Source organism: Burkholderia sp. BE12 (genome assembly GCF_002959955.1).
In the GTDB taxonomy this organism is placed as follows: Bacteria; Pseudomonadota; Gammaproteobacteria; order Burkholderiales; family Burkholderiaceae; genus Burkholderia.
Genome location: NZ_PREY01000003.1, coordinates 1 through 26,214, shown reverse-complemented (window position 1 = coordinate 26,214; position 26,214 = coordinate 1). Strand labels below are relative to the sequence as shown.

The window sequence follows — 26,214 nt, the reverse complement described above, 5'->3', positions numbered from 1 at the left end:
TTCTGTGACCATCGCCGTTCAAGTCATATCCGCCACCCGAGCCGCCGCCATGTCCGTCATTTCCGTCATTTCCGTCGCCTTTGCCCGCATCCGACGCTCGCGTGCGTTGCCGGATGCTCGTGCCCTGTCATTCGCCGTTCCGCTCGCGGTAGCCTGGGCCGCGGCCGGCATGCTGGCCGGCGCGCAGCCGGCCGCAGCCGCCACGCCCACGCAGCGCGAACGTCTCGAAGCGCCGGTCAAGGCCGTCGCCGACCAGCGCGTGACCGTCGACACGCCGCAGGGCCGTGCGGAGCTGCCCGTCTACGCCGACCATCCGCTCGACCAGGCCGCGCCCGACGTCACGCGCGTGTTCATCGTGATTCACGGCACGCTCCGTAACGCCGACGCGTACTACGCATCGGGGCGCAAGGTCGTCGAAAAGGCCGGTGCGACCGGCGCGGGCACGATGGTGGTCGCGCCGCAGTTCCTGACACGCGCCGATACGCGGGCGTTTTCGTTGGATGCATCGACGCTCGCGTGGACGCAGGAAGGATGGAAGGGCGGCGAACCGGCGCGCGAGCCGGGCCCGATCAGCTCGTTCACGGCGCTCGACGCGTTGCTCGCGCATTTCGCCGACCGCGGCCTGTATCCGTCGTTGTCGACGGTCGTCGTGATCGGCCACTCTGCCGGCGCGCAGTTGTTGCAGCGTTATGCGGTGGCCGGGCGCGAAGGCGACGCGCTCGCGCGCACCGGCATTGCCGTGCGCTACGTGGTCGCGAACCCGTCGAGTTACCTGTATTTCGACGACGAACGGCCGAATGCCGAGGCCCTTGCAGGCGGCCCCTGTCCGCGCGCGACCGAATGGAAGTACGGGCTGAAGTCGGCGCCGCCGTACGTTGCGTCGCAGGACGTGCGCGATCTCGAAACGCGCTACGTCGCGCGTCATGTCGTGTACCTGCTCGGGCAGGCCGACACGAATCCATACACGCATTTCATCGACCGCTCGTGCGCGGCGATGGCGCAGGGGCCGTACCGGCTGGCGCGCGGGCTCGCCTATTTCGATTACCTGAAGAAGCGGCATCCGGACGATCTCGCGCAGCAGGTCGTCGAAGTGCCGGGTGTCGGGCATGACGGCCTCGGCATGTTCACGTCCGCTTGCGGGCTGGCCGTGTTGTTCGGGCAGGCGTTGCCGCAGTCGTGTCCGGTCGTCGCCGGCACCGCGCCGGAGCTGCGCGCAGCGGGGCAGTGAGCCCGCGTGCAAGGCTCGCCCGTGACGAAAAGCGATCGACCGGAAAATGCACGCATCGTGGGCGGCTCCGTTCACCTCGCGGGCGAACGGGACGACGGCCTTCGCAGGCGGCTGCCGCCCGTCGTTCGCTCGCGCGTGTCGCGGCGGGCCGCGTCATTCGACGGTGATCGTCTCCTTCATGTACGGATGAATCCCGCAGAACACCTTGTAGACGCCCGGCTTGTCGAAGCGGAACGCGTACGTCTCGTCCTGGTCGAGCGCCTTCGAATGAAAGATGCCCGCGTCGTTGACGACGGTGTGCGGCTCCGCGTCGAGGTTCTTCCACGTGATGGTCGTGCCGGCCTTGATCGTAGTCGACATCGGCGAAAACATGAAATTGCGGATCGTCACGAGCGGGCCGTCGGGGCCCTGCGCGAATGCGGCGAGCGGCGTGCCGGCGGCCGCGCCGCACAGGATCAGCACCGCGATGACTCGAGATGGCTTGAAGCGGATCATGTCGGTCTCCTCGTATCGATCACGCGAGCGTCGCATCGTGCAGCGACGACGCGACCGGATGGCCGGCGAATTCGACGGTCGTCACGCCGAGCATCGACGGCAGCCGGTCGTGCGGCACCGTGAGCGGGACGGGGCCCGGGCCGTTGCCGGCAGTCGGTTGCGGGAACGCGGTCGAGCGGGCGGTATGAAACGTCACGTTGCCCTCGACCTTCGACACGATCTGATGGATGTGTCCGTTCAGGACGGTGACCGAGCCGAAGCGGCGCAGTAGCGCCATCGTCTGCGGTGCGTCGCCCGTGCCCCAGCCCCACGGTTCGTAGATGGTCCACATCGGCATGTGCGAGAACACGACGATCGGCGTGCTCGACGAGCGGCCTTTCAGGTCCTGCGCGAGCCACGCAAGCTGCTCGTCGCCGAAGCTGCCGAGCCCGTTCGGCTTGAAGTGCATCACGTTGACGAGGCCGATGAAGTGCACGCCCGCATGGTCGAAGCTGTAATAGCCGCGATTGTCCGACGCCTTGCCGAAGCGGCCGAAATATTCGGCGCCCGAACTGTCGGTGACGTCGTGTTCGCCGGGCACCGTATGCAGTTCCGGCACGCGCAGCGCGGACAGCAACTGCGACGCGTGGTCGAATTCCTCCGGCTTCGAGAGGTGCGTGATGTCGCCGGTATGGATCGTCAGCGCGGGCAGCGCGGGCATCCCGTTGACGAGGTCGATCGTCTGCTTCAGCGTGGCCGACACGTCGGGATTCGCGTCCTTGTTGAAGCCGATGTGCGTATCGCTGATCTGCACGAACAGCGGCCGGCCCGCGTCGGCCGGGCGCGCGTCGCCGGTCTGCGCGAGCGCGAGGTCGAACGGGGTGAGGATGCCGCCCGACAGCGTGAACAGCGTGCCGAGCCCACCGAAGGCCATGCACTGCAGGGCCTTGCGGCGCGACGGGCGGGTGGGGGTCGATGAAGACATGTAAGCCTCGCATTCGTGTGACGAAACCGGACGGCCGGATCGTCCTGGAATAAGCCGGCGCTTTCGCATGCGATACCGGCGAGGCGGCGGATTTATTCCCGGCCGTTGCGAGATCGAACCCTCGTGTTGGCGCCCGACGGGGCGATGCGCGACGCCCGCCGGACGACCTGTCAATGTCCTGTAAGTGACACGTCACATTTGCGTCACGACCGCCCGATAGCCTCCCACTCCGAATCACCTCTCCGGAGCCCTTCATGCCGAGCCTCGCGGCAACGGACACGGTCGGTGCGGTCGGTCACCGCACGCGCACCTTCAGCCTCGCGCTGTTTTTTCTGATCATTGCCCGCGGCATCGCCCATGTCGGCATGCGTCCCGGCGTCGATTTCCGCTTCGTCAAGGAAGGCTCGGTGCTGCCGTTCGCGCGATCGGCCATCTCCTGCCGGGCACTGCACGGGCTGACCTGATTCGCACCGTGGGTGCGACGCCCGGCCGCGCGGCACGCGGCCGGACCCATCGATTTTCAATTCGACACAAGACGCTACCGATGGATATCCGTTTCGATCCGAACCGCACCGCGAACGCCTCGGCGTGGCGCGTGCTGCCCAACCGCTGGGATGCCGTCGCGTTTCCGCTGATCATCTGCGTGCTGGCGATGGCGATCGTCGGTTTTCACCAGACGATGGCGCCGATCGGCGTGCTGCAGACTCAGAAGATCTCGCTGGATCCGTCGAACCTGCCCGAATACGCGCTGCGCACCACGCTGCGGATGCTCGCCGCGATGGTCGCGTCGCTTACGTTCACGCTCGCCTACGGCACGCTCGCCGCCAAGAGCCGCCGCGCGGGCATGGTGCTGATCCCGATCCTCGACATCCTGCAGTCGGTGCCGGTGCTCGGCTACATCTCGTTTACGGTCACGTTCTTCCTTGCGCTGTTTCCGGGGCGTGTGCTCGGTGCGGAGCTGGCCGCGATCTTCGCGATCTTCACGAGCCAGGCGTGGAACATGACGTTCAGCTTCTATCAGTCGCTGCGCACGGTGCCGCGCGACTTGAGCGAAGTGTCGCGCGGCTTCCATCTGACGTCGTGGCAGCGCTTCTGGAAGCTCGAGGTGCCGTTCTCGATGCCGGGCCTGATCTGGAACATGATGATGTCGATGTCGGGCGGCTGGTTCTTCGTCGTCGCATCGGAGGCGATCACGGTCGGCAACCAGACGATCACGTTGCCGGGCATCGGCGCGTATCTCGCGCAGGCGATCGCGGACAAGAATCTCGGCGCGGTCGGCTGGGTGATCGTCGCGATGTCGGTCGTGATCCTCGCCTACGACCAGTTCCTGTTTCGCCCGCTCGTCGCGTGGGCCGACAAGTTCCGGATGGAGAACACCGCGTCGGGTGATGCGCCGCAATCCTGGCTGCTCGACATGATGCGTCGCACGCATCTGATCCATCAGTTGCTCGTGCCGGCCGGCTGGCTGCTGTCGCAGGCCGCGCGGATTCCGCTGCGCGTGCCGGCGTCGAAGGGCACGCGGGTGCGCGGCGCATCGGCGCGCCGGTCGTCGCGCATCGGCGACGTCGTGTGGGGCGCGTTCGTGATCCTGCTGACGGTGTACGTCGTGTGGCGCGTCGTCAGCTTCGTCGCGACCGGCGTGACGATGGCCGAGGTCGGCCACGTGCTGGTGCTCGGGCTCGTCACGCTGCTGCGCGTGCTGGTACTGATCGCGATCGCCTCCGTGATCTGGGTGCCGCTCGGCGTGCTGATCGGGCTGCGCCCGAAGCTCGCCGAGAAGATCCAGCCGCTCGCGCAGTTCCTCGCCGCGTTCCCGGCGAACCTGCTGTTTCCGGTGTTCGTGATCGTGATCGTCCGTTTTCATCTGAACGCGGACATCTGGCTGTCGCCGCTGATCGTGCTCGGCACGCAGTGGTACATCCTGTTCAACGTGATTGCCGGTGCGATGTCCTATCCGAACGATTACAAGGAAGCGACGAAGAATTTCCGCATCCGCGGCTGGCAGTGGTGGCGCCAGGCGATCCTGCCCGGCATCTTCCCGTACTACGTGACGGGCGCGATCACCGCATCGGGCGGCGCGTGGAACGCGAGCATCGTGTCCGAGTTCGTGCAGTGGGGCGACACGAAGGTCGTCGCGCACGGTCTTGGCTCGTATATCGCGCAAACGACCGCCGCCGGCGATTTCCCGAAGATCATCCTCGGCATCGCCGTGATGTCCCTGTTCGTTACCTTGTTCAACCGCCTGCTGTGGCGTCCGATGTACGCCTATGCGGAATCCCGGCTCCGTCTCGATTGAGAGTAAGCGCGATGCAAAATTCGACCGTTATCAACGCCCCCGTCAAGACGTCCCAGCCGCTGCAGCCGCCCCGGCTCGGTGAAGAAATCCTGCGCGTCGAGCACGTGAACCGCGGCTTCAACAAGACGCAGGGCGAACTGCTCGTGCTCGACGACGCGAACCTGTCGCTGCGCGAAGGCGAGATCGTCGGCCTGCTCGGCCGGTCGGGCTCGGGCAAGTCGACGCTGCTGCGCATCATCGCCGGGCTGATCGAGCCGACCGGCGGCGAAGTGACCTATCTCGGCCAGCCGTTGCGCGGCCCGGCCGAGGGCGTCGCGATGGTGTTCCAGACCTTCGCGCTGTTTCCGTGGCTCACCGTGCTGCAGAACGTGGAAGCCGGGCTGGAGGCCCTCGGCGTCGGCGCGCGCGAGCGGCGCGAACGCGCGCTGGCCGCGATCGACCTGATCGGTCTCGACGGCTTCGAGAACGCGTATCCGCGCGAGCTGTCGGGCGGGATGCGTCAGCGCGTCGGCTTTGCGCGCGCGCTCGTCGTCGATCCGACCATCCTGCTGATGGACGAGCCGTTCTCCGCGCTCGACGTGCTGACCGCCGAAACGCTGCGTACCGACCTGCTCGATCTGTGGACGCAGGGCCGCATGCCGATCAAGTCGGTGCTGATCGTCACGCACAACATCGAGGAAGCGGTGTTCATGTGCGACCGGATCCTCGTGCTGTCGTCGAACCCGGGCCGCGTGATCGCCGAGATCAAGGTGCCGTTCAAGCACCCGCGCAACCGGCTCGACACCGATTTCCGCAAGCTCGTCGACGACATCTACGCGAAGATGACCGCACGCCAGACCGGCGAGGCGACGAAGAAGGGGCTCGAGCTCGGCAGCTGGATGCCGCGCGTGTCGACCAACCTGATGGCCGGCCTGATCGAGACGCTCGCGATGGCGCCGTACCATGGCCGCGCGGACATGCCGGAAATCGCGCGCACGCTGCATCTGGAAGTCGACGAGCTGTTTCCGATCGTGGAAGTGCTGCAGCACCTCGGCTTCGCGGACGTGCGCGAAGGCGACGTGTTCCTGACGCCGCCCGCGCGCGTGTTCGCGGAATTCGGCACGCAGGAGCGCAAGCTGATGTTCGCCGATCACCTGCTGAAGCACGTGCCGCTCGCCGCCCGGATCAGGAAAGTGCTGAACGAGCGTCCGGGTCACCGTGCGCCGCGCGTGCGCTTCGAGCAGGAGCTGGAGGATTTTCTGTCCGACGAAGCGGCCGAGGAAACGCTCGACGCGGTGATCGACTGGGGGCGGTACGGGGAGGTCTTTTCGTACAACGACAAGACGGAAGTGTTCAGCCTGGAGGATGTCGAGAGTTGAGATCCAGGCCCGAATGGCGACCACGCGTCATTCGGGCAGATCGCGCTGGCTGGTATCCCACTCGATCCCGCCCGCGTTGAGCTGCTCGATCTTCTCCATCCGCTGCCGCGCCAGTTCCGGCAGCCGGTTCGTCACGCCGATCACCAGCGCTTCGGCGAGTGCCAGCGCCGGCACGTTGGTCTGCAGCATCGCGAAAGGGCGGCTCTGGATCCGCAGCACGATCTCCGCGAATTCGCCGATCGGCGAGCGCCATTCGTCGGTGATCAGCAGGATCCGGGCGCCCAGCCGATGCGCGGCCTGCGCGAAGCGAATGCTGTCCTTCTGATAGCGGCGAAAGTCGAAGATCACGAGCAGATCGTTGCGCCCCATGTCGGCCAGCGCGACGGAGGCGAGATTCACGTTCGGCTCGACGTACTGCACGTGCGGCCGCGCATAGGCCAGCGTGAACGAGAACAGCGACGCGAGCGGCGCCGTGTAGCGCCCGCCGCCGCAGAAGACGCGCACGTCCGGATCGGCCAGCACCGCCACCGCTGCGTCGAACGCGGCCGCGTCGAGCCCTTCGATCGTGGTCGCGAGCGATTCGGACAGCCGCTGGAAAATCGCCGCATGGCTCTCGCGCATGCCCGTTTCCGAGTGGAATGCATCCATCCGCGCGAGCGGCGAATTCATCGCGGTGTCGATCTCGTCGTGCAGCGCCTGCTGGAACGACGAGTAGTTCGGAAAGCCGATCCGGACGACGAAGCGGAACACGGTCGGGTCGCTGACTTCCGCCTGCTTCGCAAACTGCGCGATGGGGCCCAGCCCGAGACTCGGATAGCGATCCAGCAACGCCTGCGCGACCTTCTGTTCCGACGGCGTGAAGCTATTCATCTGGGATAACAGCAACGCCCTGATGCTCGTCCCCATCGGCCCTCCGGCTCTCTATCTGAATTGAACGATCAAACGGCAGACGGGCGTCTGCCGGCAACTGCACGCATGTTAGCCGATTGACGTGCGGCGGGCCGCGTCCGGTCCGAAATTAGAGGGACGCATCATCAGGCCAACGACTCCGTTCATATATGTAATAAATCGAACACTCCTCGACGGGCGCATCGAGACTTCTTCGCCTTGATTTTCAGTGATTACCCTAGTTTTTGACGCAAAAAAGCGAATGTTATGATCGCGGCCTTGCGGAAATGTATCGTTTATTACATGCCGGCTTGGCGGTGTCGATACGCAATGGCGCGGCCGCGCATCCCGGCATGGACCGTTTATTCGTCTGGAGGATTCCGTCATGAGGCGGCTCGTAGTACTCACCCTGTTGTCCGCGATGAGCGTGTGCGCGTTCGCCGCGTCGGACCCGGCGGTCGAAGCGAAGAACGGCATGGTCGTGTCGTCGCAGCACTTTGCGTCGCAGATCGGCGTCGACATCCTCAAGGAAGGCGGCAACGCGGTGGACGCGGCGGTGGCCGTCGGCTATGCGCAGGCCGTGACCAATTCGTGCTGCGGCAACATCGGCGGCGGCGGCTTCATGACCCTCCACCTGGCCGACGGCCGCGACCGCTTCATCAATTTCCGCGAGACCGCACCGGCCGCGGCGTCCGCGAACATGTATCTCGATGCGGCGGGCAATGTCATTCCGGACCAGAGCCTGTACGGCTATCGCGCGGTCGGCGTGCCGGGCACGGTGGCCGGCCTCGATCTCGCGCAGCGCAAGTACGGGAAGCTGACGCGCAAGCAGGTGATGGCGCCGGCGATCCGGCTGGCGCGCGACGGCTTCGTGCTGACGCGCGGCGATACCGACATCCTCGACACGACGGTCGAGCGCTTCAGGAAGGACCCGGAAGCCGCGCGCATCTTCCTGCACCCGGACGGCACGGCGCTGCAGCCGGGCGACCGCCTGGTGCAGAAGGATCTGGCCCGCACGCTCGAACGCATCGCGGAGCAGGGGCCCGACGCGTTCTATCACGGCGAGATCCCGAAGATCGTCGAGGCGGCGGCCCGGCGCGGCGGCGGCGTGATCACGGCGGCCGATTTCGCGTCCTATCGCGCGCAGGACATGGCGCCGCTGACGTGCACGTATCGCGGCTACGAGTTCGTGTCGGCGCCGCCGCCGAGTTCGGGCGGCGTGACGATGTGCGAGACGCTGAACATCCTCGAAGGGTATGACCTGCGCAAGCTCGGCTACCACTCGGCCGCGGCGGTCCACTATATGACCGAAGCGATGCGCCATGCGTACGAAGACCGCAACACGCTGCTCGGCGATCCGGACTTCATCGACAACCCGGTCGCGAAGCTGACGAGCAAGGAGTACGCGGCGCAGATCCGCAAAAGCATCCATGCCGATACGGCGACGCCGTCGGTCGACGTGCAGCCCGGTGTCGGCGTGCACGAGAAGCCGGAAACGACGCATTACTCGATCGTCGACCACGACGGCAACGCGGTGTCGACGACCTATACGGTCAACGGCCGCTTCGGCGCCGTGGTCATCGCGCCGGGCACGGGCTTCTTCCTGAACGACGAGATGGACGACTTCACCGTGAAGGTCGGCGCGCAGAACCTGTTCGGCCTCGTACAGGGCACGCGCAATTCGATCGCGCCGGGCAAGCGTCCGCTGTCGTCGATGGCGCCGACCATCGTGAAGAAGGACGGCAAGGTGTTCATGGTGGTCGGTTCGCCGGGCGGTTCGCGCATCATCACGATCACGCTGCAGACCGTGCTGAACGTGATCGACTACGGGATGACGCCGCAGGACGCGGTCGCCGCGCCGCGCATTCATCACCAGTGGCTGCCCGATGCGGTCTATTACGAAACCTACGGCCTGTCGCCCGACACGCTCGCGATCCTGGGCAACATGGGCTACAAGATGGTCGAGCAGACGCCGTGGGGTGCCGCCGAGCTGATCATGGTCGGCCTGCCGGGCACCGAAGCGGCGAGCCGCCAGAGTTCCGGCAACGATTCGTCCGTGTCCGGCAACGTGCGTGTCGGCTTCATCTACGGCTACAACGACCCGCGCCGTCCGGCCGGCTCGGCGATCGGCTACTGAGCCGACCGTTCCATGCCGAGTCGCTGCCGCCGGCGTTCGCGTTGCCGCGAATGCCGGTGCGGCGGCAGCGCGTCCGCCCGCGGACATCCGTGTGGGCCCGAGCGGCACGGCACGCGTGCCTTTCTTCCTTCAACTTCATCGCCGTGCGGCGAATTCCGTCATGAACAAACGAATGTCTGCGGCAGGCTGGATCCTGCTCGCGATGGCAGCCGGCATCCTGATCGGCTACCTGATCTACACGCAGCTTCCGGACAAGCAGTCGGCCGCTGAAATCGCCGGCTACATCTCGCTCGTCTCCGACGTGTTCCTGCGGCTGATCAAGATGGTGATCGGCCCGCTGGTGTTCTCGACGCTAGTCGTCGGCATCGCGCACATGGGCGATGCGTCGTCGGTCGGGCGCGTGTTCGTGAAGGCGCTCGGCTGGTTCGTCACCGCGTCGCTGATCTCGCTGCTGCTGGGCCTGCTGATGGCGAACCTGCTGCGGCCGGGCGAGAACCTCGGCCTGCCGCTGCCGGACATCGGCGCGTCCGCGCATCTCGCGACGTCCAAGTTCACGCTGAAGGATTTCGTCGGCCACATGGTGCCGAAGTCGATCGCCGAGGCGATGGCGAACAACGAGATCCTGCAGATCGTCGTGTTCTCGATGTTCTTCGGCGTCGCGCTCGCCGCACTCGGCGAACGCGGCAAGATCCTGGTCGCCGCGATCGATCAGCTCGCGCACGTGATGCTGAAGATCACCGGCTACGTGATGAAGCTCGCGCCGCTCGCGGTGATGGCCGCGATGGCGTCGACCGTCGCGGTCAACGGGTTGTCGATCCTGCTGAAGTTCGCGGTGTTCATGGGCGACTTCTACGTGAGCCTCGTGCTGCTGTGGGCCACGCTCGTCGCGGCCGGGCTGCTGTTCCTCGGCCGCCGCGTATTCAAGCTGCTCGTGCTGATCAAGGAGGCGTTCATGCTGTCGTTCGCGACGGCCAGCTCCGAAGCCGCGTATCCGAAGATCCTCGACGCGCTCGACCGTTTCGGCGTGCGGCGCAAGATCTCGAGCTTCGTGATGCCGATGGGCTATTCGTTCAATCTCGACGGCTCGATGATGTACTGCACGTTCGCGTCGCTGTTCATCGCGCAGGCCTACAACATCCACCTGTCGCTCGGCACGCAGATCACGATGCTGCTGATCCTGATGCTGACGTCGAAGGGGATGGCCGGCGTGCCGCGCGCGTCGCTCGTCGTGATCGCGGCCACGCTGCACCAGTTCAATATCCCGGAAGCCGGGCTGCTGCTGATTCTCGGCGTCGACACGTTCCTCGACATGGGCCGCTCGGCCACGAACGCGGTGGGCAACTCGATCGCCAGCGCGGTGGTCGCGAAGTGGGAAGGCGAGTTGATGTCGGAGTCCGAAGCGAGCGCCCATGCCGCGCACCTCGATGCGGAACTCGAACGGCAGAACGGCGATCCGGCCTATGGCGCCGGTCAGGCCACGTCGACCTGACGGTCAGGCTGCCAGGGCATCGTCGATGCACGCCGCGAGCACCATCGCGGCGGCATTGCCCGGCGCCGAGCCGAGCAGTTGCGGCGCATAGACGCTGTCGCCGATCTCGATCGATCGCCCCGACAGCGCGCACACGCCGCGCTTGCGCGTCGTGAACAGGCGCCACTTCTGGTAGCCGTAGTGCCCGGTGCAGGCGTCGCACCACGAGATCATCACGGTGTCGGCCGTGGGTCGTTCGAGCACGCTGATGGTCGGCTTGCTCGTCGCGTCCCACGACGGCAGCCGGTCGCGCGTGACGCTGCGCCGCCGTGGCCCGCTCCACGAGACGGACGGCATGTCGAAGCTGCCGATTGCGGCGACGGTCATGAGCCAGGGCGCTGCACGGTTGTTCATGTGTCTGTTCCTCGAAACGTTACGCGGTGCCGCGACGCGCGGCATCACGACAGGCGGATGCGCGGCTGCACCCAGCCGTTGATCCGTTCGGCGATCCACAGCAAGGTCGCCTTGGAGAAACCGTGCAGCGCCTGCTGGTGCCGCCGGTAGAGCATCAGGTGGCTGAACTGCGCGAAGCGTCCCTGGATGAAGCCGCCGCGGAAGAACCCGAACTGCCCGAGCGTGCCGAACGCGTCGTAGTCGCTGATCGACACCAGCGCGCCGAAATCGTGGAACGCGAACGGCGGAATCGGCGTGCCGTCGAGCCACGCGGGCAAGTGCTTCGCGAGATGCTCGGCCTGCTGCGTCGCGACCTGCGCGGTCGGCGGCAGCGGCCGTTCGTGGCCGTCGGGCAGCAGGCTCCCGCAATCGCCGATCGCGAACACGTGCTCGTCGCCGGTCGCCTGCAGCGTGGGGCCGACGACGATCTGGTTCGCGCGGTTCGTGTCTAGCCCGCCCAGCGCCTGCATGAAATCGGGCGCCTTCACGCCGGCCGCCCAGACCATCAGATCCGCTTCGGCGAACGAACCGTCGCCGTAGTGGAAACCGTTCGCGTCGGCCGACGTGACGCGCGTCGACGTCAGCACGCGAAAGCCGATCTGTTCGAGCCGCCGCTCGGCCGACGCGGAAATCCGCGCCGGAAACGCGTTGAGGATGCGCGGGCCGCTTTCGAGCAGCGTGAGTTGCAGCCGCTCGCGCACGGTTTCGTCACCGTACGCCTGGGCCACTTCCAGCAAACGGCTCAGCTCCGCCGCGAGTTCCACGCCCGTCGCGCCCGCGCCGACGATCGCGACGCGAAATGGCTCGTCGCGCGCGATGCTGCGGAACACGCGCATCCGCAACGCCTCGTTGAAGGTCTCCGCCTGCTGCTGGCTGTCGATGAAGTAGCAGTGCTCGCTTACGCCGGGCACGCCGAAATCGTTGGCCTGGCTGCCGAGCGCGAGGATCAGCACGTCGTATTCGAGTTCGCGTGCGTCGATCACCACGTTGCCGTCCTGCGAGCGGATCTCGCCGAGCTGCACGCGGCGGCGCGCGCGATCGAGCCCCTTCAGTTCACCGGGCTGGTACGTGTAGCCGTGATCGCGGGCGTGGGCGAGGAAGATCACTTGTTGCTGCTGGACGTCGCGCGTGCCGGCCGCGATCGTGTGCAGCATCGGCTTCCAGATGTGCGTGGGACTCCGGTCGACGACCGTGATCTGCGCCCGCCCGGACCGGCCGAGACGTTCGCCCAGACGGGTCGCGAACTGCAGCCCGGCGATCCCGCCGCCGACGATGACGATGCGTGTAGGGGTTGTCATGAATAAATCATCAAGTGATGAATAATGTATGATCCTAGCGCTTCCCGGCTCCGCGTGTCAACGGAGCGGGGCGGGCCGCCCGCTTCCGGTACCTGAAACCGGGGTACCGGGCACGGACATTCGAATCGTTCAAGGAGCAGGAAAGACGTGGCAGAAGTCACTGAGCGCGTGCCGCCGAAGCGGCGTACGCGCGGACGGCCGCTGGCGGATGCGTCCGTCGGTCCGGACCTGATATTGCGGGCCGCGCGCCGCACGTTCGCGAAGCGCGGCTACGACGCGACGAGCGTGCGCGAAGTCGCGCGCGAACTGGGCATCGACGCGGCGCTGATCGCCCATCACTTCGGTACGAAGGAAACGTTGTGGCTGGCGGTCGTCGAGCAGATCGTCGAACTGGCCGAACCGATGTTCGACGCGCTGCGCGCGTTGCGCGCGTCGTCGCTGCCGCATCGCGACCGCGTGCGGCGCGCGCTCGAGCTGTGCGTCGATCACGAATTCGCGGAGCCGGATATCGGCATGTTCTTCTCGACGGCGGCGACCGAGGAGGGCGGGCGGCTCGATCGGCTGCAGGAGCGGATCGTGCGCCCGTATCACGACGCGATGTGGCCGCTGCTGGCGGACGCGGTCGAGGCCGGCGCGATCCGCCCGGTCGATCCGAACGTGCTGTTCTTCATGATCGCGAGCGCCGTGGGCATGACGGTGTCGTACAGCCACATGATGCTGGAGTTCACGTCGCTGCCGACGCGGCCGGACGCATTCCGGCAGGCCGTGCTCGGCGTCGTGTTCAACTTCCTCGGCGACTGAGCGCCGCGCGCGCGTTGCGCGCGGTCACGTCGCGGCAACCAGCCCCAGTTCGCGCACCGCGTTGCGCGCGGTCTCGCGCAGCGCATCGACGAGCGGCGACGGCGTACGGTACGCGAGCGCCAGTTCGTACGCGAGCGGGCTGCCCGCATCCTTCAGTTCGCAGAACGTAATGCCTTGCGGCTGCATCGGCACGAACAGGCGCGGCATCAGTGCGATGCCGATGCCGCCCGCGACGGCTGGCGCGTTGGGTGATACCGCGCGCACGGCCTGCGCGTCATTCGGAATCGGTTGGCGGCTTGTCGCCGAGCCAGCGCCGCGCGCCGGGCCCGTTGCGGCCCGCGCGGTCTTCCGGGTTGGTCAGCTTGCAGCGTTTCAGCGACAGGCAGCCGCAGCCGATGCATTCGTCGAGATTGATATAGAGCCGCTGCAACTCCTCGATCCGGCTCGCGACGCGCTGCTTCCAGCCGCGCGACAGCCGCTGCCAGTCCTTGTTGCTCGGTGCGGTGTCCTCGGGCAGGCTGACGAGCTGTTCGGCGATTTCGTCGAGCGAATAGCCGATCTTCTGCGCGAACACGATGAACGCGATCAGCCGCAGCACCGCACGCGAATAGTGGCGATGGCTCGAGCCGTTGCGATGCGACTTGATCAACCCGCGCATCTCGTAGAAGCGCAGCGTCGACGCCGGCACGCCGCTGCGCGCGGCCACTTCGCGGATCGACATCAGCGGCCATTGCGGGGTTTCCTGGATACCCATGACGCCCTCCGAGAAAGCTTGACTTCAAGTTAACTTCAACTTTTATGCTACGCGGCAGTTTAACCCGTCGCGAGGCATCATGCTCTCCTTTTCCCTACGCAGGACGCCGCCTTTGGGCGCCGCCTGTGCCCTGTTGCTGGCGTTGTCGGGTTGTCACGACGGCAAAGGCCCATCGTCGGCCCATCCTCTTCCAGAAGTCGGCGTCGCCACCGTCGCGCCGCGTACCGTCCGCCTCGCGGACGAATTCAACGGACGCGTCGAAGCGGTCGACGCGGTCGATCTGCGGCCGCGCGTGAGCGGCTATCTGCAACGTGTCGCGTACAAGGAGGGCGACGTGGTCGCGCAAGGCGCGCTGCTGTTCGAAATCGATCCGCGCCCGTACCGGATCGCGCTCGACCGTGCGAATGCACAGCAGCAGCGTGCCCGTGCGGCCGCGAGCCTTGCGAACGTGCAACTCAAGCGCGTGCAGACGCTGATCGATGCGCACGCGACGTCGCAGGAAGAGCTCGACAACGCGCGCGCGACTGCCGAACAGGCGCGCGCCGATCTGCAGGCGGCCGATGCGGCCGTTGCCGACGCGAAGCTCAATCTCGGTTTCACCGAAGTGCGCGCGCCGATCGCGGGCCGCGTCGGCCGCGCGGTTGCGACCGTCGGCAACCTCGCGCGTGCGGACGACACGCTGCTGACGACCGTCGTGTCGCAGGATCCGGTCTACGTGTATTTCGATTGCGACGAGCAGAGCTACCTGCGCTACAACGCGCGGCGCGCCGATCCGACACATCGCGCGATCGGCGCCGATCCGGTGCGCATCGGCCTCGCGAACGAGACGGGCTTCCCGCATGCGGGCACCGTCGATTTCCTCGACAACCGGCTCGATCCGCAGACCGGCACGATCCGCGCACGCGTGCGGCTGCCGAATGCGGACCATACGTTCACGCCGGGCCTGTATGCGCGCGTGCAGCTCGTCAGCGGCCGCGACCAGGACGCGTTGCTGGTTGACGACAAGGCCGTGCTGACCGACCAGGACCGCAAGTACGTGTACGTGATCGGCTCGGGCGACAAGGCGCTGCGCCGCGACGTGACGATCGGCCGCGAACTCGACGGCGAGCGGATCGTCGAGAAGGGGCTGCAGGCGGGCGACCGCGTGGTCGTCGACGGCGTGCAGCGCATCTACTATCCGGGCGCGCAGGTGAAGCCGAAGGCGCTGCCCGCGCGCGCCGATGCGGGCAGCGCGACGCAGGCGGTCGCCGATGCCGGCACGCCTGCCGCGCAATGACGGGAGCGATACGATGGATTTCTCCCGATTCTTCATCGACCGGCCGATCTTCGCGGTCGTGCTGTCGATCGTCATCTTCGCGATCGGCCTGATCTCGATCCCGATGCTGCCGGCCGGCGAATACCCGGAAGTCGTGCCGCCGAGCGTCGTCGTGCGTGCAACGTACCCGGGCGCGAATCCGAAGGAAATCGCCGAATCGGTGGCCGAGCCGCTGGAAGAGGCGATCAACGGCGTCGAAGGCATCATGTACATGAAGTCGGTCGCCGGGTCGGACGGCAGCCTGCAGGTCGTCGTCACGTTCCTGCAGGGCGTCGATCCCGACACGGCCGCCGTGCGCGTGCAGAACCGCGTGAGCCAGGCGCTGTCGCGCCTGCCCGACGAGGTGCGCCAGTACGGCGTGACCACGCAGAAGCAGTCGCCGACGCCGCTGATGTACGTGAGCCTCTATTCGCCGGACAACAGCCGCGATTCGCTGTACCTGCGCAACTACCTGACGCTGCACGTGAAGGACGAACTGTCGCGGCTCACCGGCATCGGCGACGTCGGCGTGTACGCCTCCGGCGATTACGCGATGCGGCTGTGGCTCGACCCGAACCGGCTCGCGTCGCGCGGGTTGACCGCGAGCGACGTGATCGCGGCCGTGCGCGAGCAGAACGTGCAGGTGTCGGCCGGCCAGCTCGGCGCGGAGCCGTCGCCGAAGAAAAACGACTTCCTCGTGTCGATCAACGTGCGCGGCCGCCTGCGCACGGTGCAGGAATTCAGCGACATCGTGCTGCGCAACGGCGACGACGGCCAGGTCGTGAAGCTGTCCGACGTCGCGCGCATCGAGCTCGGCGCGGGCGACTACACGCTGCGCTCGTATTTCAACGACAAGCACTCGGCCGTGGTCGGCATCTTCCTGTCGCCGGGCGCGAACGCGCTCGACGTCGCGAAGGCCGTGTACGCGAAGCTCGACGAGCTGTCGAAGCGCTTCCCGCCCGGCGTCGCGTACCGCCCCGTGTGGGACCCGACGGTATTCGTGCGCGAATCGATCCGCGCGGTGCAGCACACGCTGATCGAAGCGGTCGTGCTGGTCGTGCTCGTCGTGATCCTGTTCCTGCAAACGTGGCGCGCGTCGATCATTCCGCTCGTCGCGGTGCCGGTGTCGGTGGTCGGCACGTTCGCATGGCTCTACCTGCTCGGCTACTCGATCAACACGCTGACGCTGTTCGGGCTCGTGCTCGCGATCGGGATCGTGGTCGACGATGCGATCGTCGTCGTCGAGAACGTCGAGCGCAACATCGCTCGGGGGCTGAGCCCGCGCGATGCCGCGCACCAGGCCATGCGCGAGGTGTCGGGGCCGATCGTCGCGATCGCGCTCGTGCTGTGCGCGGTGTTCGTGCCGATGGCGTTCATGTCGGGCGTCACGGGCCAGTTCTACAAGCAGTTCGCGGTGACGATCGCGATCTCGACGGTGATCTCCGCGATCAACTCGTTGACGCTGTCGCCGGCGCTCGCCGCGAAGCTGCTGCGTCCGCACGGCGCACCGAAGGATGCGTTGACGCGTGCGCTCGATCGCGCATTCGGCTGGCTGTTCCATCCGTTCAACCGCTTCTTCGAACGCAGCTCCGATCGCTATCACGGCGTCGTCGCGCGCACGCTGAAGCGGCGCGGCGTGGTGTTCGCGGTCTATGCGGCGCTGCTCGCGGCGACCGCATTGCTGTTCAACGCGGTGCCGGGCGGCTTCATCCCGGTGCAGGACAAGCTGTACCTGTTCGCGGGCGCGAAGCTGCCGGAAGGCGCGTCGCTCGCGCGCACCAGCGCGGTGACCGAGCAGATGACGAAGATCGCGCTCGGCACCGACGGCGTCGAGATGGTGCCGGCGTTCGCCGGGCTGAACGCGCTGCAGGGCGTGAACACGCCGAACATCACGAACTCGTACGTGATCCTGAAGCCGTTCGACCAGCGTCATCGCAGTGCCGCGCAGATCAACGCGGATCTGAACGCGCGCTTCGCGGCCATCGACGGCGGCATCACCTATGCGCTGATGCCGCCGCCGATCCAGGGTCTCGGCAACGGCTCGGGCTACTCGCTGTACCTGGAGGATCGCGGCGGGCTCGGCTACGGCGAATTGCAGAAGGCGCTCGTCGCGTTTCAGGCCGCGGTCGCGAAGACGCCGGGGATGAGCTACCCCGTCAGCTCGTACCAGGCGAACATCCCGCAGCTCGAGGTGAAGGTCGACCGGCTCAAGGCGAAGGCGCAGGGCGTCGCGCTGACCGATCTGTTCAATACGTTGCAGGTCTATCTCGGCTCGATGTACGTGAACGACTTCAACGTGTTCGGGCGCGTGTATCGCGTGATGGCGCAAGCGGATGCCGGCCACCGGCAGACGGCCGCCGACATCGCGAACCTGCGCACGCGCAACGCGAAGGGCGAGATGGTGCCGATCGGCTCGATGGTGACGGTCGGGCCCGCGTACGGTCCGGACCCGGTCGTTCGCTACAACGGCTATCCGGCCGCCGACCTGATCGGCGATGCCGATCCGAAGGCGATGTCGTCGTCGCAGGCGATCGCGAAGCTGCAGCAGATCGCGAAAGACGTGCTGCCGCCGGGCATCACGCTCGAATGGACCGATCTCAGCTACCAGCAGGTCACGCAGAGCAACGCGGCGCTCGTCGTATTCCCGCTGGCCGTGATGCTGGTGTTCCTGGTGCTCGCGTCGCTGTACGAGAGCTGGACGCTGCCGCTCGCGGTGATCCTGATCGTGCCCGTGTGCATGTGCGCGGCGCTGTTCGGCGTGTGGCTGTCCGGCGGCGACAACAACGTGTTCGTGCAGGTCGGTCTGGTCGTGCTGATGGGGCTGGCGTGCAAGAACGCGATCCTGATCGTCGAATTCGCGCGCGAGCTCGAGATCCAGGGCAAGGGCGCGGTCGAGGCAGCGCTCGAAGCATGCAAGCTGCGGCTGCGTCCGATCGTGATGACGTCGGTCGCGTTCATCGCGGGCTCGGTGCCGCTGCTGATCGGCAGCGGCGCGGGCAGCGAGGTGCGGGCGGCCACCGGCGTCACCGTGTTCGCCGGGATGCTGGGCGTCACGCTGTTCGGGCTGTTCCTCACCCCTGTGTTCTATGTGGCGATCCGCAAGCTCGCGGGCGGCACGCCGGCCGTCTGGCGCGAACAGCACGGCACCCTCGAAGGAGAAAACCGATGAGCGCCGCTTTCCGTCTTTCCGCGCTCGCGATGTCGGTGGCGCTCGCCGCATGCGCGGTCGGCCCCGATTTCAAACGGCCCGACACGGCCACCGCCGCGCGGTTCGCGCGCGACGCGAAACCGGCGACCCAGCCCGACGCGACGCCAGTCGACATGCCGCCCGACGCGTCGGCCGACGCCGATGCCACGTTCTGGCGCGGGTTCGGCGATCCGGTGCTGACACGGTTGATCGATACGGCGCTCGCGGCGAACCAGGACTTGCAGGTCGCCGTGTCGCGCTACGACGCATCCAACGCGCTGCTGTCGCAGGCGACGTTCGACCGCTATCCGACGATCACCGCGAGCGGCCGGATCGGCCATCAGTTGATGAGCAAGGATCAGGCGTTCGGCGCGCCGCGCAGCCAGCGCGATGCGCCGACGTCGAGCGTCGGGATCAATGCCGCGTGGGAACTCGACCTGTTCGGCCGCGTGCGCCGCTCGATCGAGTCGCAGCGCGCGGAAACGGCGGCCAGCGCGGCCGACGTACGCGCGGTGCGCGTCGCGATCGCGGCGGAGGTCGCGAGTACCTACGTCGATCTGCGCGGCTCGCAGGAGCGGTTGCGGATCGCCCGCGAGAACGCCGACAACCAGAAGCAGACGCTCGCACTGATCAATGCGCGCGTCGGCGCGGGTCGAGGCTCCGAACTCGATGCGGCGCGAGCACGCGCGCAGTACGAATCGACGACCTCGCGGATCGCCGTGTACGAAGCCGCCATCGGCGTCGACGAGCATCGACTCGCGGTGTTGACCGGGCAGACGCCGGATGCGCTGATCGGCCGGTTCGACCTGCCGAAGGCGGCCGCGCCGGCGGGTACGCCCGTCCCGCTGCCGGCGCTCGCGGCCGACATCGATCCCGGCACGCCGGGCGACCTGCTGCGCCGCCGCCCCGATGTCGCGGCCGCCGAGGCGCGGCTGCATGCGGCGACCGCGCGCGTCGGCGTCGCGACCGCCGACCTGTTCCCGCGCTTCACGCTGTCCGGGCTGCTCGGCAGCGCGACGAGCAGCTACGGGTTCTTCCGAGCGGGCAGCGACACGAATCTGATCGCGCTCGGCATCGACTGGTCGTTCCTCGACGTCGGCCGTGTGCGTGCGCGGATCGCCGCGAGCGATGCGGAAGCGGCCGGCCAGCTTGCGCAGTACCGGCAGACCGTACTCGGCGCGCTGGAGGAAACCGAGAACGCGCTGCTGCGTGTCGCCCGCACGCGTGACGAGACCGCGCATCTCGTGCGCGCGGCCGACGACAGCGCCCGCGCCGCGCAGCTCGCGCAGACGCGCTTCTCGGCCGGCGCGATCGACTACTACGAAGTGCTCGACGCGCAGCGGACGCTGCTGCAGGCGCAGGATGCGGCGGCCGACGGGCGGATACGCAGCGCGGCGTCGACGGTCGCGCTGTACAAGGCGCTCGCGGGCGGCTGGCCGTCGGGCACGGGGCAGGGTGCGCAAGGTCCGCTCGCCCAGTCGGGGAAGTAGCGCGAGCAGTGCGGCGCGGCGTATCTCGCGTCGTCGCGATATTCGATCGCCGACATTGCGGCGTTTGCGTGGCTGCGCACGGCGGCCGAGCTCGATCTCGACGTTGCCGGCTTTTCGCACGTCGAGCGCTGGTTTGCCGATATCGCCGCGCGGCCGGCCGTTCAACGGGGCCTGATTGCCTGCCGCACGCCGACGGCCGAGGCGACGCACTGACATCGGATCGCCCGCGCCGCCTGGGCCGTGATCGCGACAAAGCGCGCGCTTCGTGCCATCCAACGGACGAGAACGCCGCATGCGGGCGGCGTGCGGAGCCGTGCGGTGCGGTGCCCCGACGCGATACGTGCGCGAGCTGAAAAGCGGGCGAAGCGCTCGACGCGTTACCGCGCGTTCGGCCCCTTGACCGTCAACCGGCAGACGGTCGCGAGCGCGAGCAGGTTCGGGTCTCGCTGGCGGCGATGCAGGAAGCTCAGGCCGAAGGTCTGGCGGATCGTCGCTCCGGCGAGCGGTACGAGCGTGATCCGATGCGCGAACAGGTCGCGCACGCGGCCGGGCAGCAGCGAACAGCCGACGCCGCCCGACACGAGGTTGATCAGCGAGAAGATGTCGCCCACCCGCATCACGACGTTCGGCGTGACGCCGGCCGCGCGGAACGCCTCCGTGAAACCGTGGTGCGTCGCGAAGCCTTCGCCGAGCGACACGAACGGCTCGGCGCCGCATGCGTGGAGATCGACCGCATCGCATTGCGCATACGGCGAATCGACCGGGGCGGCGAAGAACATCTCGTCCTCGAACAGCGCGATCGATTCGATCTCGGCGTCCGGTTCGGGCAACGCCATCAGCGTGGCGTCGATCGCGCCGTGCCTGAGCTTGTCGAGCAGGTCGGCGTTCGAGCCGAGCACGAGTTCGGCCTGCAAGTCGGGGCGGCGCTCCTTCAGCGCGATCACGACTTCGGGCACGGTGCGGATCGTCAGCGAATACAGCGAGCCGATCTTCAACTGGCCCGCGCCATAGCCGGCCGCCTCGCGCGTCGAACGGATCCCGGCCGTCATCGTCTTGAGCACTTCGCCCGCGACTTCGGCGAGCACTTGCGCGGCGTCGGTCGGAATCAGGTTCCGCCCTTCGTGGCGGAACAGCGCGCAGTGTATCCCTTCCTCGAGCGTATGCAGCGCACGATGCACGCTGACCGTGCTGATGCCCAGCGCCTCGGCCGCCTTCGCGAGGCTGCCGGCTTCCATGAACGCGAGCAGCACTTCGAGCTTGCGAAACGTGATCTCTTCGTTGATGCGGTTGCGCATGATACGAACGACGGGAAGGGCGGTCGACGATTCTGCCGCAGAACCGCGGCCTCAACAATGAGCGAATGACCGGGGTTTCGCGCGGCGATGCCTGCGGAAACAACATTTAATCTCCGGCTAATCATCTGCCGCGGGCATTGATTGATGCCGGTTTTCGGCGTCCCTATGATCGATTCACGCCGATCGTGCGCGGGAAGGGAGGGTCCGTCGTGCCCGTCCCGCATCGGTGGCGACGCGAACAGCCGGGCCGCCCATACCCGTCACCGAGGGCGCACGCATGCGGCGCGGCACCACGAAACTGCGGGAGACAAGCATGCGCGACTCACGTCGGAATTCGCGACAGCGGCAGGTGATTGCCGCCGTCGTCGGCAATACCCTCGAGTGGTACGACTTCATCGTTTACGGGTTCTTCTCCGGCATCATCGCGCGGGTGTTCTTTCCCGCCGAGAGCCAGTACGCGTCGCTGCTGATGTCGCTCGCGACGTTCGGCGTCGGCTTCTTCATGCGTCCGGTAGGCGGCATCCTGCTCGGGCTCTATGCGGACCGCAAGGGCCGCAAGGCCGCGATGCAGCTCATCATCCTGCTGATGACGCTGTCGATCGCGCTGATCACGTTCGCGCCATCGTACGCGGCGATCGGCCCGGCGGCGCCGGTCGTGATCGTCGTCGCGCGGCTGCTGCAGGGTTTCGCCACCGGCGGCGAATATGCAAGCGCGACTGCGTTTCTCGTCGAAAGCGCACCCGCGCACCGGCGCGGGCTGTACGGATCGTGGCAGCTGATCGGCCAGTGCCTCGCGGTGTTCTCGGGCGCCGCGCTGGGCGCGTGGGCCACGCAGTCGCTGTCGGAGGCAGCGCTGCACAGCTGGGGCTGGCGCGTGCCGTTCGCGCTCGGCCTGCTGATCGGGCCGGTCGGGCTCTGGATCCGCCGGCACATGGAGGAGACGGAAGCATTTCTCGATGCGGGCAAGTCGACGCTCGAGCCGCCGGCGAGCGTGTCGCGCGTGCTACGCGACAACCTGCGCGGCGTACTGGTGTCGATGGGGCAGACGATCACCGGTACGGCCGTGTTCTACGTGATGCTCGTGAACATGCCGACGTTCGTGCACAAGACCTTCGGGCTGCCGCTCGACCAGGTGTTCAAGGTGCAGATGGTGGCGGTCGTGCTGCTGACGGTGACGATTCCGGTTGCGGCGATCGTTTCCGATCGTGTCGGCCGGCGGCCTGTCCTGATCGCGGGTACGTTCGCGCTGCTGACGGTCACGTATCCGCTGTTCTCGTGGCTGGCCGCGGCGCCGGGCATCGGACGCCTGCTGGTGATGCAACTCGTGATCTGCGCGATCATCGGCATCTGTTACGGCCCTGCACCGACCACGCTGGCCGAGCAGTTCGCGACCCGTTCGCGCTCGACCGGCATCGCGCTGGCGTACAACGTCGCGGTGATGGTATTCGGCGGCTTCGCGCCGTTCATCGTCACGTGGCTGACGCGTGTGAGCGGGTCGCCCGTCGCGCCCGCGTGGTACGTGCTGTTCGCGGCGTCGTTCGGGCTGCTCGCCAGCGTGTTCATGCACGACGGTGCGCCGTGCGTGGTCGCGCGCCGGCAGTTTCAGGGCGAGCCGCTGAGCGTCAAATAGCGGCCGCACGGCCGGGACGGCGATCCGTCGGCGCGCGCCGCATGCGGGGTATCGCGCGAGCCGATACTCAGCATCGCGGCCGGCGGCCTACCGCGGCCGCCGCCCGGTCATGACGCTTGGGCGATCGTCCACTCTGTCCGGAAGGTCGCCATGTCCCGGCTCGACTACAAACTGCTCGGCCCCTGCCTGCTCGCCATCGCGCTCGACGCGACGGGGTTCGGGCTCGTTTATCCGATGATGTCCGCCATCTTCGGCGATCCGCACGCGGGCATCCTGCCGGCCGACGCCGGCGCGCACGCGCGCAATTTCTGTCTCGGTCTCGGCTACGGGATCTATCCGCTGTGCATGTTCTTCGGCTCGTCGCTGATGGGTGAGCTGTCCGATCGCTACGGCCGCCGTCGGATCCTGCTGCTGTGCGTGCTGGGCCTCGCGCTCGGCTACGCGATGATGGCGGCCGGTGCGTGGCATGCCAGCGTCGCGCTGCTGCTGGCCGGCCGCGGGCTCACCGGCCTGATGGCCGGCTGCCAGGGCATCGCGCAGGCGGCCATCACCGATCTCAGCACGCCCGACACGAAGGCGCACAACATGAGCATCATGTCGCTCGCGTTCAGTGCGGGCGTGATCGTTGGCCCGGTGCTCGGCGGCGTCACGTCCGACCGCACGATCTCGCCGCTGTTCGATTACGGCACGCCGTTCGCGCTGGTCGCCGTGCTGTCGCTGATCTGCGCGTGCTGGACCTGGGCGTCGTATCGGGATTGCGTCGCGCCGCGCAACGATACGCGCATCGATCCGCTGCTGCCGCTGCGGATCATCGGCGAGGACGCGCGCCAGCGCGACGTCGCGTTCCTGTCGGTGGTGTTCTTCCTGATGCAGGTCGGCTACGGGCTCTACCTGCAGACCATCATGTTGCTGTTGCAGGCGAAATTCGGCTATACGAGCGCGCGGCTCGGGCTGTTCAGCGGCGTGATCGGCATCTGCTTCGTGTTCGGCTTGTTGTGCGTCGTGCGGTTGATGCTGCGCGTGTGGCGCGTGATCGAGATCGCGAAGACGGGCCTGCTCGTGGCCGGCCTTGGCCAGATCCTGTCCGCACTGTTTCCGCACGAACCGGTGCTGTGGGCGCTCGCGATGGTCGTCGGCTGTTTCGACATGGTTGCGTACACGACGATGTATACGGCGTTTTCCGATGCCGTCGGCGACGATCGGCAGGGTTGGGCGCTCGGCGTCGCGGGCTCGGTGATGGCGCTCGCGTGGGTCGTGACGGGCGCGCTGACGAACCTGCTGCCCGTATTCGGCGAAATCGGGCTGCTGCTGATCGGCGGCGCGGGTTTCCTGCTCAGCTTCGCGATGATGGTCGCGTACGGCCGCACGCGGCCGGGCGCGCGAATGGCCGTGCCGTCGTAGGCGGCGCGCATGCACGTTGGCCCGATCCTGTCGGACGTTGTCCCGCGCGCCGCTGTCGCGTCACGCCGTGCGGCCCGACACTGGCGCGTCGCGGCCCGGGGAGGTTTCGGGCCGCGTCCGGCGGCGCCGGAAGGCCCGGCGCGCCGTTCCGCCAATGTGCCAACCGAGAGGGCATGCCATGCAACATCCGACCATCCGTACCCTGGCCGGCGCGAGCGCGCCGACGTCCATCGCCGCCGCCTGCACCGCGCTGCTGGTGATCGATTTCCAGAACGAATACTTCAGTGGCCGCCTGCCGATTCCGGACGGGCCGCGTGCGCTGGGCAATGCGCAACGCGTGATCGCGTTCGCCGACCGCGCGGGCATTCCGGTGTTCCACGTCCAGCACGTCGGTACGGCCGACAGCCCGATCTTTGCCGACGGCAGCGACGGCTTCCGCTTTCATGCGGACCTGCAGCCGGCGCCCGCTCACGCGGTCGTGAAGAAAACGTCGGTGAGCGTATTCCCGACGACGGACCTCGATGCGCGGCTGAAGGCCGCCGGTATCGACACGCTGATCGTCACCGGCCTGATGACGCATGCGTGCGTGGCCGGCGCGGCACGCGATGCGGTGCCGCTCGGCTATGCGGTGATCGTCGTCGACGATGCCTGTGCGACGCGCGACCTCGACGTCGCGGACGGCGGCACGGTGCCGCACCGCGACCTCCATCGTGCGACGCTGGCCGCACTGTCGGACACGTTCGGCGACGTGCTGACCACCGAGCAGGTGCTGGCGCTCGACGTCGCGTGACGGCGGCCCGGTTCGCGCGTCGGACGGCGCAGCCGGGCGCGGCGTACACGGCTTCGCCGCGCAAGCACGTTTCGATCACGCGGGCTTGCGCGAACGTGCCGCGCGCCGGCCGCGCGCATCAGAACATCGTATTCCGGTTCGCGGACGTTTCGGGTACCGGCTGAATCACGTCCCAGTGTTCGACGATCTTGCCGTCCTTCACGCCGAAGATGTCGACCACCGCTTCGCCGCGATCGCCCGAACGCTCGATCGCATGCACGTGCAGATAGACGAGATCGCCGTCGGCCGCGCTGCGGACGATGCGCGCGCGATGCCGGGTTCTTCTGGAACGCGCCGACGAAGTACGACACGAACGGCTTCTTGCCGTCCGGCACGTGCGGGTTGTGCTGTTTGTAGTCGTCCGCGACGACGGCGGCGGCCTCGACTGCTTCATGCCGGTTGAAGAAGCGGTCGTAGAACGTCAGCACGAGCTGGCGGTTGGCTTCCTCGGCGGCCAGGTCGCGTGCGGCCGGGCCGGCGGCCAGCGCAGCCGTCGATGTGGCCAGCAAAACGAATGCGGCAACGGCGCGAACGGGGGAGCGGGACGATGACATGTAGCGTTTTCCTTGTCTGACGATACGTGGAGGGATGTGCGAGCGGCCGCGGGTGGCGCCGGTTCTCTCGTGCGGCTCGGCTCCGGACCTAAATCGGCCGGAGCCGAGCCGCTGCTCACCGCCACGAACCGTCGACGTAGACCCACACCGGCCCCTGGCGACGCCAGTAGCCGGGCACCCAGCGGCGCCCGGGGCGCCGTGCGACCCAGCGGCCGGACACCCATATATAGCGGCCGCGCTGCCAGCGCCAGTAGCCGTCCGTCCATATATAGCCGTGCGGCCGGGGTGGCGGCGGGCGACGGTCGTGGCGTGCCGCCGGCGGCGCGAAGCCGGGGCGATCCGCGTAGGGCGGGCCGCCGGGAACGCGGTTCGGGCCGGACGGCCGGTACACGGG

24 protein-coding genes and 1 pseudogene are annotated in these 26,214 nt (G+C 67.5%); 15 read left to right on the top strand and 10 right to left on the bottom strand.

Annotation, left to right across the window (positions count from 1 at the left end; genetic code table 11):
- The first annotated feature begins 58 nt into the window (after positions 1–58).
- Positions 59–1,228, top strand: a complete 1,170-nt coding sequence (locus C4B30_RS03855; protein WP_105131928.1) for an alpha/beta fold hydrolase — start codon at positions 59–61, stop codon at positions 1,226–1,228.
- Between the two features lie 153 nt (positions 1,229–1,381).
- Here the strand turns inward: C4B30_RS03855 and C4B30_RS03850 are convergent, their stop codons facing one another.
- The gene (locus C4B30_RS03850) at positions 1,382–1,723 is read right to left on the bottom strand and encodes a cupredoxin domain-containing protein (protein WP_027781032.1); all 342 of its coding nucleotides are present in this window, start codon (positions 1,721–1,723) and stop codon (positions 1,382–1,384) included.
- A gap of 19 nt (positions 1,724–1,742) precedes the next feature.
- Complete coding sequence (locus tag C4B30_RS03845) at positions 1,743–2,687, bottom strand: metallophosphoesterase family protein (protein ID WP_105131806.1); 945 nt, start codon at positions 2,685–2,687, stop codon at positions 1,743–1,745.
- Between the two features lie 254 nt (positions 2,688–2,941).
- Here C4B30_RS03845 and C4B30_RS03840 point away from each other — a divergent pair, with 254 nt between their 5' ends.
- The 3 genes from C4B30_RS03840 (at position 2,942) to C4B30_RS03830 (ending at position 6,341) form a co-directional block, all read left to right on the top strand.
- Entirely contained in the window at positions 2,942–3,151 is a 210-nt protein-coding gene (locus tag C4B30_RS03840; RefSeq protein ID WP_027781030.1) for a hypothetical protein, read from the top strand.
- An 80-nt stretch (positions 3,152–3,231) separates the two neighbouring features.
- Positions 3,232–4,983 carry an ABC transporter permease gene (locus C4B30_RS03835; protein WP_105131805.1) on the top strand — a complete coding sequence of 584 codons (1,752 nt, stop codon included), beginning with the start codon at positions 3,232–3,234 and terminating at the stop codon, positions 4,981–4,983.
- A gap of 11 nt (positions 4,984–4,994) precedes the next feature.
- Positions 4,995–6,341 (top strand): ABC transporter ATP-binding protein, encoded by a 1,347-nt coding sequence (locus C4B30_RS03830; protein ID WP_105131804.1) that lies wholly within the window; start codon positions 4,995–4,997, stop codon positions 6,339–6,341.
- Between the two features lie 27 nt (positions 6,342–6,368).
- On the opposite strand, the gene C4B30_RS03825 is transcribed toward C4B30_RS03830, so the two are convergent.
- The gene (locus tag C4B30_RS03825; RefSeq protein WP_105131803.1) at positions 6,369–7,247 is read right to left on the bottom strand and encodes a MurR/RpiR family transcriptional regulator; all 879 of its coding nucleotides are present in this window, start codon (positions 7,245–7,247) and stop codon (positions 6,369–6,371) included.
- A 367-nt stretch (positions 7,248–7,614) separates the two neighbouring features.
- On the opposite strand from C4B30_RS03825, the gene ggt reads away from it, so the two are divergent.
- Positions 7,615–9,366 (top strand): gamma-glutamyltransferase, encoded by a 1,752-nt coding sequence (gene ggt / locus C4B30_RS03820; protein WP_105131802.1) that lies wholly within the window; start codon positions 7,615–7,617, stop codon positions 9,364–9,366.
- A 160-nt stretch (positions 9,367–9,526) separates the two neighbouring features.
- The gene (locus C4B30_RS03815) at positions 9,527–10,855 is read left to right on the top strand and encodes a dicarboxylate/amino acid:cation symporter (RefSeq protein WP_089502011.1); all 1,329 of its coding nucleotides are present in this window, start codon (positions 9,527–9,529) and stop codon (positions 10,853–10,855) included.
- 3 nt (positions 10,856–10,858) lie between these two features.
- On the opposite strand, the gene C4B30_RS03810 is transcribed toward C4B30_RS03815, so the two are convergent.
- Both C4B30_RS03810 and C4B30_RS03805 read right to left on the bottom strand, forming a co-directional pair.
- On the bottom strand, positions 10,859–11,248 hold the full coding sequence (locus C4B30_RS03810; RefSeq protein WP_027781024.1) for a DUF3331 domain-containing protein: 390 nt from the start codon (positions 11,246–11,248) through the stop codon (positions 10,859–10,861).
- Positions 11,249–11,292: 44 nt separating this feature from the next.
- Entirely contained in the window at positions 11,293–12,585 is a 1,293-nt protein-coding gene (locus C4B30_RS03805; RefSeq protein WP_105131801.1) for an NAD(P)/FAD-dependent oxidoreductase, read from the bottom strand.
- A 147-nt stretch (positions 12,586–12,732) separates the two neighbouring features.
- On the opposite strand from C4B30_RS03805, the gene C4B30_RS03800 reads away from it, so the two are divergent.
- Positions 12,733–13,386, top strand: a complete 654-nt coding sequence (locus tag C4B30_RS03800) for a TetR/AcrR family transcriptional regulator (RefSeq protein ID WP_105131800.1) — start codon at positions 12,733–12,735, stop codon at positions 13,384–13,386.
- Positions 13,387–13,410: 24 nt separating this feature from the next.
- Here the strand turns inward: C4B30_RS03800 and C4B30_RS03795 are convergent, their stop codons facing one another.
- Together C4B30_RS03795 and soxR are read right to left on the bottom strand one after the other, a co-directional pair.
- Entirely contained in the window at positions 13,411–13,650 is a 240-nt protein-coding gene (locus C4B30_RS03795; protein WP_442778443.1) for a hypothetical protein, read from the bottom strand.
- 10 nt (positions 13,651–13,660) lie between these two features.
- Complete coding sequence (gene soxR / locus C4B30_RS03790; protein WP_027781019.1) at positions 13,661–14,140, bottom strand: redox-sensitive transcriptional activator SoxR; 480 nt, start codon at positions 14,138–14,140, stop codon at positions 13,661–13,663.
- 79 nt (positions 14,141–14,219) lie between these two features.
- Between soxR and C4B30_RS03785 the strand changes: the two genes are divergently transcribed.
- From C4B30_RS03785 to C4B30_RS03770, 4 genes are read left to right on the top strand one after another with little or no spacing between them, the layout of a single operon-like run.
- Positions 14,220–15,416 carry an efflux RND transporter periplasmic adaptor subunit gene (locus C4B30_RS03785; RefSeq protein ID WP_027781018.1) on the top strand — a complete coding sequence of 399 codons (1,197 nt, stop codon included), beginning with the start codon at positions 14,220–14,222 and terminating at the stop codon, positions 15,414–15,416.
- Positions 15,417–15,429: 13 nt separating this feature from the next.
- Positions 15,430–18,603 (top strand): efflux RND transporter permease subunit, encoded by a 3,174-nt coding sequence (locus C4B30_RS03780; protein WP_027781017.1) that lies wholly within the window; start codon positions 15,430–15,432, stop codon positions 18,601–18,603.
- On the top strand, positions 18,600–20,111 hold the full coding sequence (locus tag C4B30_RS03775; RefSeq protein WP_105131799.1) for an efflux transporter outer membrane subunit: 1,512 nt from the start codon (positions 18,600–18,602) through the stop codon (positions 20,109–20,111). Before C4B30_RS03780 ends, C4B30_RS03775 begins: the two co-directional genes overlap by 4 nt.
- 45 nt (positions 20,112–20,156) lie before the next feature.
- Positions 20,157–20,324 carry a glutathione binding-like protein gene (locus tag C4B30_RS03770; protein WP_419188563.1) on the top strand — a complete coding sequence of 56 codons (168 nt, stop codon included), beginning with the start codon at positions 20,157–20,159 and terminating at the stop codon, positions 20,322–20,324.
- Between the two features lie 164 nt (positions 20,325–20,488).
- On the opposite strand, the gene C4B30_RS03765 is transcribed toward C4B30_RS03770, so the two are convergent.
- Positions 20,489–21,406, bottom strand: coding sequence for a LysR family transcriptional regulator (locus C4B30_RS03765; protein ID WP_105131798.1), 918 nt, complete (start codon positions 21,404–21,406; stop codon positions 20,489–20,491).
- A gap of 313 nt (positions 21,407–21,719) precedes the next feature.
- On the opposite strand from C4B30_RS03765, the gene C4B30_RS03760 reads away from it, so the two are divergent.
- The 3 genes from C4B30_RS03760 to C4B30_RS03750 all read left to right on the top strand — a co-directional run bounded on the left by C4B30_RS03760 (position 21,720) and on the right by C4B30_RS03750 (position 25,227).
- Positions 21,720–23,036 carry an MFS transporter gene (locus C4B30_RS03760; protein WP_105131926.1) on the top strand — a complete coding sequence of 439 codons (1,317 nt, stop codon included), beginning with the start codon at positions 21,720–21,722 and terminating at the stop codon, positions 23,034–23,036.
- 150 nt (positions 23,037–23,186) lie between these two features.
- Positions 23,187–24,437 carry an MFS transporter gene (locus tag C4B30_RS03755; protein ID WP_199779039.1) on the top strand — a complete coding sequence of 417 codons (1,251 nt, stop codon included), beginning with the start codon at positions 23,187–23,189 and terminating at the stop codon, positions 24,435–24,437.
- Between the two features lie 178 nt (positions 24,438–24,615).
- The gene (locus C4B30_RS03750) at positions 24,616–25,227 is read left to right on the top strand and encodes a cysteine hydrolase family protein (protein ID WP_105131796.1); all 612 of its coding nucleotides are present in this window, start codon (positions 24,616–24,618) and stop codon (positions 25,225–25,227) included.
- A 118-nt stretch (positions 25,228–25,345) separates the two neighbouring features.
- Here the strand turns inward: C4B30_RS03750 and C4B30_RS03745 are convergent.
- Positions 25,346–25,694, bottom strand: a pseudogene (locus C4B30_RS03745) (nuclear transport factor 2 family protein).
- On the opposite strand from C4B30_RS03745, the gene C4B30_RS35795 reads away from it, so the two are divergent.
- Positions 25,611–25,817, top strand: coding sequence for a hypothetical protein (locus C4B30_RS35795; RefSeq protein ID WP_234015387.1), 207 nt, complete (start codon positions 25,611–25,613; stop codon positions 25,815–25,817). The pseudogene C4B30_RS03745 and the gene C4B30_RS35795 overlap by 84 nt on opposite strands.
- Before the next feature lie 118 nt (positions 25,818–25,935).
- On the opposite strand, the gene C4B30_RS03740 is transcribed toward C4B30_RS35795, so the two are convergent.
- The coding region (locus tag C4B30_RS03740; RefSeq protein WP_105131795.1) for a YXWGXW repeat-containing protein at positions 25,936–26,214 on the bottom strand (279 nt) is incomplete at its 5' end.

Coding starts and splice junctions, on each gene's coding strand:
- ggt (WP_105131802.1), top strand. CDS start 7,615: ATGAGGCGGCTCGTAGTACTCACCCTGTTGTCCGCGATGAGCGTGTGC.
- C4B30_RS03830 (WP_105131804.1), top strand. CDS start 4,995: ATGCAAAATTCGACCGTTATCAACGCCCCCGTCAAGACGTCCCAGCCG.
- C4B30_RS03840 (WP_027781030.1), top strand. CDS start 2,942: ATGCCGAGCCTCGCGGCAACGGACACGGTCGGTGCGGTCGGTCACCGC.
- C4B30_RS03750 (WP_105131796.1), top strand. CDS start 24,616: ATGCAACATCCGACCATCCGTACCCTGGCCGGCGCGAGCGCGCCGACG.
- soxR (WP_027781019.1), bottom strand. CDS start 14,140: ATGGGTATCCAGGAAACCCCGCAATGGCCGCTGATGTCGATCCGCGAA.
- C4B30_RS03760 (WP_105131926.1), top strand. CDS start 21,720: ATGCGCGACTCACGTCGGAATTCGCGACAGCGGCAGGTGATTGCCGCC.
- C4B30_RS03835 (WP_105131805.1), top strand. CDS start 3,232: ATGGATATCCGTTTCGATCCGAACCGCACCGCGAACGCCTCGGCGTGG.
- C4B30_RS03815 (WP_089502011.1), top strand. CDS start 9,527: ATGAACAAACGAATGTCTGCGGCAGGCTGGATCCTGCTCGCGATGGCA.
- C4B30_RS03805 (WP_105131801.1), bottom strand. CDS start 12,585: ATGACAACCCCTACACGCATCGTCATCGTCGGCGGCGGGATCGCCGGG.
- C4B30_RS03765 (WP_105131798.1), bottom strand. CDS start 21,406: ATGCGCAACCGCATCAACGAAGAGATCACGTTTCGCAAGCTCGAAGTG.
- C4B30_RS03825 (WP_105131803.1), bottom strand. CDS start 7,247: ATGGGGACGAGCATCAGGGCGTTGCTGTTATCCCAGATGAATAGCTTC.
- C4B30_RS03845 (WP_105131806.1), bottom strand. CDS start 2,687: ATGTCTTCATCGACCCCCACCCGCCCGTCGCGCCGCAAGGCCCTGCAG.
- C4B30_RS03780 (WP_027781017.1), top strand. CDS start 15,430: ATGGATTTCTCCCGATTCTTCATCGACCGGCCGATCTTCGCGGTCGTG.
- C4B30_RS03810 (WP_027781024.1), bottom strand. CDS start 11,248: ATGAACAACCGTGCAGCGCCCTGGCTCATGACCGTCGCCGCAATCGGC.
- C4B30_RS03755 (WP_199779039.1), top strand. CDS start 23,187: ATGTCCCGGCTCGACTACAAACTGCTCGGCCCCTGCCTGCTCGCCATC.
- C4B30_RS03850 (WP_027781032.1), bottom strand. CDS start 1,723: ATGATCCGCTTCAAGCCATCTCGAGTCATCGCGGTGCTGATCCTGTGC.
- C4B30_RS03775 (WP_105131799.1), top strand. CDS start 18,600: ATGAGCGCCGCTTTCCGTCTTTCCGCGCTCGCGATGTCGGTGGCGCTC.
- C4B30_RS03785 (WP_027781018.1), top strand. CDS start 14,220: ATGCTCTCCTTTTCCCTACGCAGGACGCCGCCTTTGGGCGCCGCCTGT.